The following is a 7114-nucleotide window of genomic DNA, read 5'->3' as shown; positions in this document are numbered from 1 at the left end:
CGGCGAGCACGGCGCGGCGGCCCGCCGCCTCGCCGCGCAGCCCGACCTCCTGCGGTACGGGCCGACATCGGTGCTCTACGCGCTCTGCGACTCGGTCGTCGACCGCTACCTGGAGGTGGCCGACCTCCTCCAGGTCGATCTGGAGGAGGTCGAGTCGGCGGTCTTCGCCCCCGAGGAGCGGGGCCGCGCGGGACCGGGCGTCGCGGAGCGGGTGTACGCGGCCAAGCGGCAGGTGCTGGCGTTCCGGCGGGCGACGCTGCCGCTGACCGCGCCGGCCGAGCGGCTCACCGGCGCGGCCGTCCCCTTCGCCGACGGCGGGGCGCGGCCCTTCTTCCGCGACGTCCACGACCACCTCATACGCGTCAACGAGCAGGTGGACGGCCTCGATCGGCTCCTCTCCGCCGTCCACGCCGCCTCGCTCGCGCAGACCTCGGTGCGCCAGAACGACGAGATGCGGCGGATCTCCGCGTGGGCGGCGATGGTCGCGATCCCGACCGCCGTGGCCGGCGTCTACGGGATGAACTTCGACGTCATGCCCGAACTCCGCAGCGCGTGGGGGTATCCGGCGGTGCTCGTGCTCATGGCGGGGGCGTGCTTCGCCCTCTTCCGGCTCTTCCGGAGACGCGGCTGGATGTGAGCGCCGCTCACGCCACCCCCGGCTCGGCAGCCGCGTCGGGCGCGTACTCGGGGGCGACTGCGGGTGCTCCGCCGAGGGCGTCCCTGCGCTCGGGCATCCGCAGCCGCGTCAACCGCCGCCAGCCGCCGAGGCGTTCGTAGACGTAGCGGCCGTGGATGCCCAAGGCCAGCAGGCCGCCCCGCAGCCTCGACCAGCCGAGGATGGTCCCCATGCGCGCCATCACGGCGAGGCTGACGTTCCGGTAGACCCTGATCTCCGCGCGGGCGCTCTCCCGCAGCAGGGTGCGGATCAGCCGGCCGTGGCCCTCCGCGGCGAGGCGGAGCAGCTCCTCGTGGCAGTAGGCGAGGTGGTCCTCCTCGTCCCTGCAGATCATGCGCACCGCCCGGCCGAGTTCCGGGTCCGCGCCGAAGAGGTCCTTCAGCATCGCCATCTCCTCGCTGGCGCGCTGTTCGGTGACGCGGCTGTGCGCGAGGTAGGTGAGGACGTCCCGCTCGGTGAGGTGCTGCTCGCGTCGCAGCTTCTCGTGGGCGAGGCCGATACCGAGGCCCTCTAGGATCATCGTGTAGTCGGCGTCGTCGGGGACTTCGGCGGGGGTGAGGCCGCGCTTGCGCAGCAGCGCCTCGAAGATCCGCCCGTGCTTGTCCTCGTCGGCGCCGTGCCGCGCGACCTTCGGTGCGAGCGCGCGCTGCGTCGCGGGGACGAGCGCCGCGATCCGCGCGTTCTCCCAACCGCCCTGGGACTCGCCCGTCGCGGCGATCGAGCAGAAGAGCCGGAACGAGTCGTCGTTGCCGAGGATCTCCTGGAAAAGGCTCTTGGCCGAGAGCATCGCTGCCACCACCTCCGTGCAGGGCTTCCGCGCGAAGAAGTCAAGCGGCGTGCGGCCGGCCCGGCAACAGCTCGCGCCTCCGGCTGCGCCGAACGGCGGAGGGCCGGCAGCGAGGCTCCACGAGCCCGGTACTACTCGGCGAGCCCGGCGCGCTCGACGGCCTCGGCCCCCGCGCGCAGCGCCGCGAGCCGCTCGTCGAGCGTGAACCCGGCCGGCGTGAGCGAGAGCGTGGTGACACCGGCGTCGGCGTACGCCTGCATGCGGTCGGCGATCCGCTCGACGGAGCCGAGGAGCGTGGTGGAGTCGATCAGTTGGCGCGGGACGGCGGCGGCCGCGGCGTCCTTCTCGCGGGCGAGGTACTTCTCCTGGATCTCCTCGGCTTCCTTCTCGTAGCCCATCCGCTTGGCGAGGGCGTTGTAGAAGTTCTGCTTCCGGCTGCCCATGCCGCCGACGTAGAGCGCCGTGTACGGGCGGAAGATGTCGGCGAGCGCGTCGATGTCGTCGCCGAGCGCCATCGGGACGGTGGGGCAGACGTCGAAGCCGTCGAGCGTGCGCCCGGCCGCCTCCCGGCCCGTGCGCAGGTGTTGGAGGGTCGTCTCCTCCGCGTGCTCGGGCGAGAAGAAGATCAGCAGTGCGCCGTCGGCGATCTCGCCGGTCTGCTGGAGGTTCTTCGGGCCGATCGCCGCGATGTAGAGCGGGATCTCCTCGCGTTCGGGGTGGACGGTGAGCTTGATCGGCTTGCCGGGCCCGTCGGGGAGCGGGAGCGTCCAGTGGTCGCCCTCGTAGGAGAGGCGCTCGCGGGACATCGCCCTGCGGACGATCTCGACGTACTCGCGGGTGCGCGCCAGCGGCTTGTCGAACTTCACGCCGTACCATCCCTCGGAGACCTGCGGGCCCGAGACGCCGAGGCCGAGCCGGAAGCGGCCGCCCGAAAGGGAGTCGAGGGTGGCGGCGGTCATCGCCGTCATCGCGGGGGCGCGGGCGGGGATCTGGAAGATCGCGGAACCGATGTCGATCCGTTCGGTCTGCGCGGCCACCCAGCTGAGGACGGTGGCCGCGTCCGAGCCGTACGCCTCCGCCGCGTGGCAGACCGAGTAGCCGAGGCGGTCGGCCTCGCGCGCGACGGCCAGGTTGTCCGCGTCCATGCCGGCGCCCCAGTAGCCGAGGTTGATACCCAGCCGCATCGCACATCCCCTTACTGATCAGTAATCTCAAGGTCCCAGGGGACTCTAACGGCCGCCACAAGTACGCTCAACGCCCATGGAGCAAAGGCACCTCGGAGGTACCGGACTACGCGTCTCACGGATCGGACTCGGCACCCTCGGCTGGGCCGTCGACGCGGACGCGGCCTCCGCCGAGCAGGAGGCGGCCGACCAGCTCAAGGCGTTCTGGGAGGCGGGCGGCACGCTCGTCGACACCGCGGACGTCTACGCCGACGGCGGCACCGAGCACCTGCTCGGCCGCCTCATGCAGGACCTCGTGCCGCGGCGGGAGTTGGTGATCGCGACCAAGGCCGGCAGCGTCCCCGACCCCACCCGCCGCGTCGACGCCTCCAGGGGGCACCTCCTCTCCGCGCTCGACGCCTCGCTGGAGCGGCTCGGCACCGACTACGTCGACCTCTGGCAGCTCCACGCCTTCGACCCGCTCACCCCTCTCGACGAGACGCTCCAGGCGCTCGACATCGCCGTCTCCAGCGGGCGCGCCAGGTACACGGGCGTGTGCAACTTCTCGGGGTGGCAACTGGCGAAGGCCGGCGCCTGGCAGCTCGCGGCCGGCGGCGCCCGTACCAGGGTCGCGGGGGCGCAGATGGAGTACTCGCTGCTCCAGCGCGGGGTGGAGCGCGAAGTCCTGCCCGCGGCCGTGGACTTGGGCGTCGGACTGCTCCCCTCCTCGCCCCTCGGCCGGGGCGTCCTCACCGGCAAGTACCGCGGGGAGAGCCGCCCTTGGGACTCGCGGGGCGCCTCGCCGCACCTCGCGCCGTTCGTCGAGCCGTACCTCGACGCGCGCGCGGCCCGGGTCGTGGACGCGCTCGCGATAGCGGCCGACGGGCTGGCGCTGCCGCCCGCGCAGGTCGCCCTCGCGTGGGTGCGGGACCGGCCGGGCGTGGTCGCACCGCTGGTGGGGGCGCGGACGTCGGAGCAGCTGGCGGAGGCGTTGTCAGTGGAGGGGCTTAGTCTTCCTGACGAGATCCGCCGGGCGCTCGACGACGTCTCCGCACCGGTGCACCGCTACCCCGACCACGACTGGAGCGAGCTGTGACGAACGACAAGGCAGCCGAACTCCTCGCCGCCGTACGCGCGGTGGAGAACGGCGAGCGCTCCGCCGCGTCCTTCTTCACCGAACCGGCGCCCGCGGCCCGGCCCCCGCAGCAGGCGCAGGCCCCTGCCGAGCAGGCCCCCGCCGTCCGCCGCCCGGCCGCGGCCGGGCCGGCCCTGCGGGAGCTGCTCGCCGAAGGCGGTGCGCCCGCCGCGCTCGCGGCCCCTGCGGCGGAGGCGCTCGGCGAGGGGGCGGCGGAGGCGCTCGCGGAGGACCCGTGGCGGCTGCTCGCCGTGCCCGGCGTCGGGCCCGAGCAGGCGGACACCTTCGCGCGGGCGCTGCTCGGCGAGGAGGCAGGGCCCGCGGAGCCGCGGCGCAGCGCGGCCCTCGTCGGTTGGCTGCTGGAGCGCGCGGCGCTGCGCGGGCACTCGGCGCTCGCCCCCGCCGACCTCTCCCGCGGCCTCGCCGAGCACGCCGTCCCCGACCCGGAGGCTGCCGTACGGGAGGCGATCGAGTCGGGCGCCGTGCTCGCCTTCGAGGACTCCCTCGACGCCGGCCCCGCGCCGCGCACCGGCGGCGCGGCAGAGGAGGCGGAAGAGGAGGAGCAGCCGGTGCGGATGCTCCTCGGGCTCGACCGCTACGCCCTGGCGGAGGAGAGCCTCGCCGACGGCCTCGCCCGCCTGCTGGCCACCCTGGGCTCCCCGGCGGCCGACGAGCCCGACGCCCCGCGCTCGGGCGCCGATTGGGACGCCGCCGCCTCGTCCGCGGGGCCCGGCTCCACCGCCGAGCTGGTGCGGGCCGTCGCGGGCAGCGGGCTCGTGGTGCACACCGGCGGCGAGGAGGCGCGGCGCGAGCCGGCCGCGCTCGTGGCCGCGGCCGCTGGGCAGGGCCTGCGCGTCCGCGCGGCGGCGCACTCCCCCGAGGGCAGGGCGCGGCTCGCCGCGCTCGTGCGCGAGGCGCCCGCGACAGGGCCCGCGGCACCGCCCGATGAGGCCGCGTACGCCGTCACCGTTGCAGGACTGCTCGCCGGGCACGAAGGTCCCGCGCGGGACGAGGAGGGCCGCTGGCCGCTGGACCTCCTCGTCCTCCAGGACGCGCAGTTGCTCGACGCCGAGACCGCGGCGGCCGTCGTGGAGTCGCTCCCCGAGGGGGCGCGGCTCGTGCTCAGCGGCGACCCGATGCTGCTCGGCGCGGCAGGTCCGGGGAACGTCCTGGGCGACGTCCTCGCCTCTCGCGCCTGCCCGCATGTGGCGTCCCGCACCCCCGACCCGGGGCCGATCGGTGAGCTGGTTTCCGGTGTGGGTGCCGGGGAGTGGGAAGCGGTGGAGGCTCCCGGGCGCGAGGTCGTGATCGTCCCCGTCGCCGCTCCGGGCGAGGCCGTCCACCGCAGCGTGCAGCTCGTCGCGGACTCCGTCCCCCGTGCCCTCGGGGTCGCCAGCGAGGACACCGAGGTCATCGCCCTCGGCCACGGCGGGGCCGCCGGCACCAGAGCGCTCAACGCCGCCCTGAAGCAGCAACTCAACCCGGGCCCCGGCCGGTTCGACGGTTTCGACCCGGGCGACCGCGTCGCGTACTCCCCCTCCCCCGGGCACACCTCGGTCGGCACCGTCTCCGCCGCGTCGGAGGACGGACTGGTGATCGAGACGGCGTCCGGTACCGAGACGGTGCCGCGCGCGCGTCTCGCCGGGGTGCTCAGGCACGGCTGGGCGATCACCGCGCACCAGGCTGCGGGCGTGCGGTGGCCGGCGGCCGTGGTCGTCGTCCCCGGGGACGCGGTCGAGGCGCTGACGCGGGAGTGGGTCTACACCGCCTTCAGTCGAGCGGAGACGCACCTCTCGGTGGTGCACGGCGCGGTGGAGGCCCTCCCCCAGGTCGTCGCGGACCGGCGCATGCCCGAACGGACGACGAGGCTGCGGACCCTCCTCACCAGATCCATGGCGCTCGCGGCGGCCGACGCACAGAGCTGACGCCCCGCCCGAGCCGCGGCGGATGGCAGGGGTCTTGGCCAACTGTTCGGCTCCGCCCGGCTGTTGCCCGCGCGGGGCCGGCGCCCAAGGTGCCGGCGCCCCGCGCGCCGACACGCGCGCGGGCCCGACACCTGCGGTCGGACGCCTGTCGACGCCCGCGCAGACCAGACACCCAACTGCCGCGGTGCGGGCGGACACCCGCCGACACCCACGCAGACGGGCGCCCGACCTCTCCCCCGCACAACCCGCGCCGCCCCCGGCGCGGGCCCAGTGCCCGGCCACTGCCCGCACGGCCTGGTACCCGCCCGGCTCCGCTCAGACCCGACGCCAGGGGCTACCCGCACGGCCGGACGCCCTGCCCGGCCCTCGCGCGGATCCAGGCGCAACCACCAGCCGCACGGCCGGTCGCCCGCCCAACACGCCACGCGAGCCCGGCACCCAACCACCGCCCGCACGCCGGTGCCCGGCGCTGAAACGCCGGGCACAGGGCAGCACAATCCCCCACGCTCAGTAGGCGACGTCCACCACGGAACGGTGCGTCTCCGGTGCGTCGAGATGTCGCAGGAGGCAGTCGGCGACGTCGGCCCGGGAGATCGACCACGCACCGCGCAGGGCACCACCCTGCGCGGTGCGGTAACGGCCGGTTCTGCGGCCGTCGGTGAGCCGGGCCGCGCGCACCACCGTCCAGTCGAGGGTGTCCTCGGCCAGGACGGCCCGCTCCATGAGTGCCATGTCGCCGTAGGGGCGGCGCAGCAGCGGGTGGAGCACGGCCGAGGCGAGGAGGCGCTGGGCGGGCGACCTCGACCAGGGCGGCGGCTGGAGGCTCGTGGTGGAGACGCAGAGCAGCCTGCGCACCCCCTCCGCGTGCATGGCCGCCATGATGTGGGCCGTACCCGCCGAGTACACCGTCGTGGCGTGGCGGCGGAAGCCGATGCCGAGCGCGGAAAGGACGGCGTCGGCGCCCTTCAACGCGCCCTGGACGTCGGCGGGTTCGAGGACGTCGCCACGGACCCAGCGCGCGCCGTCGCCCTCACCCGCGGGCGGGTTGCGCGCGAAGGCGGTCATCTCGTGCCCGCGCTCGGCACCCTGTGCGAGGAGCTGCCGCCCCGTCCCGCCCGAGGCGCCGAAGACGACGATCCTCACCCGCGCCTCCCCCACCGGGCCGGCTCCCCGGTGCCGGTCATCCGTCGCCCACTTCCACGCGCTGCTCGAACGTGGACGTGTCGTCGAGGTGGCCGACGATCCAGTCGGCGACGTTGGCGCGTGTCGCTGCCCCCGCCTTGGCGAGGTGGCCGCCCACGACCGCCTCGTAGTGCGGCTTCGCCGGGCCGTCCTTGAGCATCGGTACCCGCACGATCGTCCAGTCGAGCCCGCTCGCCTCGACCTCGTCCTCCATCCGTGCGAGGTCGAGGTGGATGTTGCGGTACA

At 75.0% G+C, this 7114-nt stretch carries 7 protein-coding genes; 3 read left to right on the top strand and 4 right to left on the bottom strand.

All coding sequences use genetic code 11. The features are described from left to right. On the top strand, positions 1–637 hold a 637-nt coding region (locus UWG_RS0100935; protein WP_016905327.1), incomplete at its 5' end, for a magnesium and cobalt transport protein CorA. Positions 638–644: 7 nt separating this feature from the next. On the opposite strand, the gene UWG_RS0100930 is transcribed toward UWG_RS0100935, so the two are convergent. After that, a complete protein-coding gene (locus tag UWG_RS0100930) occupies positions 645–1463 on the bottom strand; it encodes a hypothetical protein (protein ID WP_016905326.1) in 819 nt (272 codons plus the stop codon). A gap of 131 nt (positions 1464–1594) precedes the next feature. After that, on the bottom strand, positions 1595–2647 hold the full coding sequence (locus tag UWG_RS0100925) for an LLM class F420-dependent oxidoreductase (RefSeq protein ID WP_016905325.1): 1053 nt from the start codon (positions 2645–2647) through the stop codon (positions 1595–1597). 76 nt (positions 2648–2723) lie between these two features. Between UWG_RS0100925 and UWG_RS0100920 the strand changes: the two genes are divergently transcribed. Together UWG_RS0100920 and UWG_RS0100915 are read left to right on the top strand one after the other, a co-directional pair. After that, complete coding sequence (locus UWG_RS0100920) at positions 2724–3722, top strand: aldo/keto reductase (RefSeq protein WP_016905324.1); 999 nt, start codon at positions 2724–2726, stop codon at positions 3720–3722. Continuing rightward, on the top strand, positions 3719–5686 hold the full coding sequence (locus UWG_RS0100915; protein WP_016905323.1) for a helix-hairpin-helix domain-containing protein: 1968 nt from the start codon (positions 3719–3721) through the stop codon (positions 5684–5686). Before UWG_RS0100920 ends, UWG_RS0100915 begins: the two co-directional genes overlap by 4 nt. A 507-nt stretch (positions 5687–6193) precedes the next feature. Here UWG_RS0100915 and UWG_RS0100910 read toward each other — a convergent pair. Together UWG_RS0100910 and UWG_RS0100905 are read right to left on the bottom strand one after the other, a co-directional pair. Then, a complete protein-coding gene (locus UWG_RS0100910; RefSeq protein ID WP_033195902.1) occupies positions 6194–6829 on the bottom strand; it encodes an NAD(P)-dependent oxidoreductase in 636 nt (211 codons plus the stop codon). 37 nt (positions 6830–6866) lie between these two features. Then, positions 6867–7114, bottom strand: a 248-nt coding sequence (locus tag UWG_RS0100905; RefSeq protein ID WP_016905321.1) for an NAD(P)H-binding protein, incomplete at its 5' end; no start/stop codon positions are given.

It is taken from the genome of Streptomyces xiaopingdaonensis (assembly GCF_000262345.1).
GTDB lineage: Bacteria > Actinomycetota > Actinomycetes > Streptomycetales > Streptomycetaceae > Streptomyces > Streptomyces xiaopingdaonensis.
The sequence above is the reverse complement of the archived record's forward strand: the minus strand, read 5'-3'. Positions and strand labels throughout refer to the sequence as shown.

What these genes read in the sequence shown, in the direction of transcription:
- UWG_RS0100930 (WP_016905326.1), bottom strand. Translation starts at nt 1,463, where the DNA reads ATGCTCTCGGCCAAGAGCCTTTTCCAGGAGATCCTCGGCAACGACGAC.
- UWG_RS0100925 (WP_016905325.1), bottom strand. Translation starts at nt 2,647, where the DNA reads ATGCGGCTGGGTATCAACCTCGGCTACTGGGGCGCCGGCATGGACGCG.
- UWG_RS0100920 (WP_016905324.1), top strand. Translation starts at nt 2,724, where the DNA reads ATGGAGCAAAGGCACCTCGGAGGTACCGGACTACGCGTCTCACGGATC.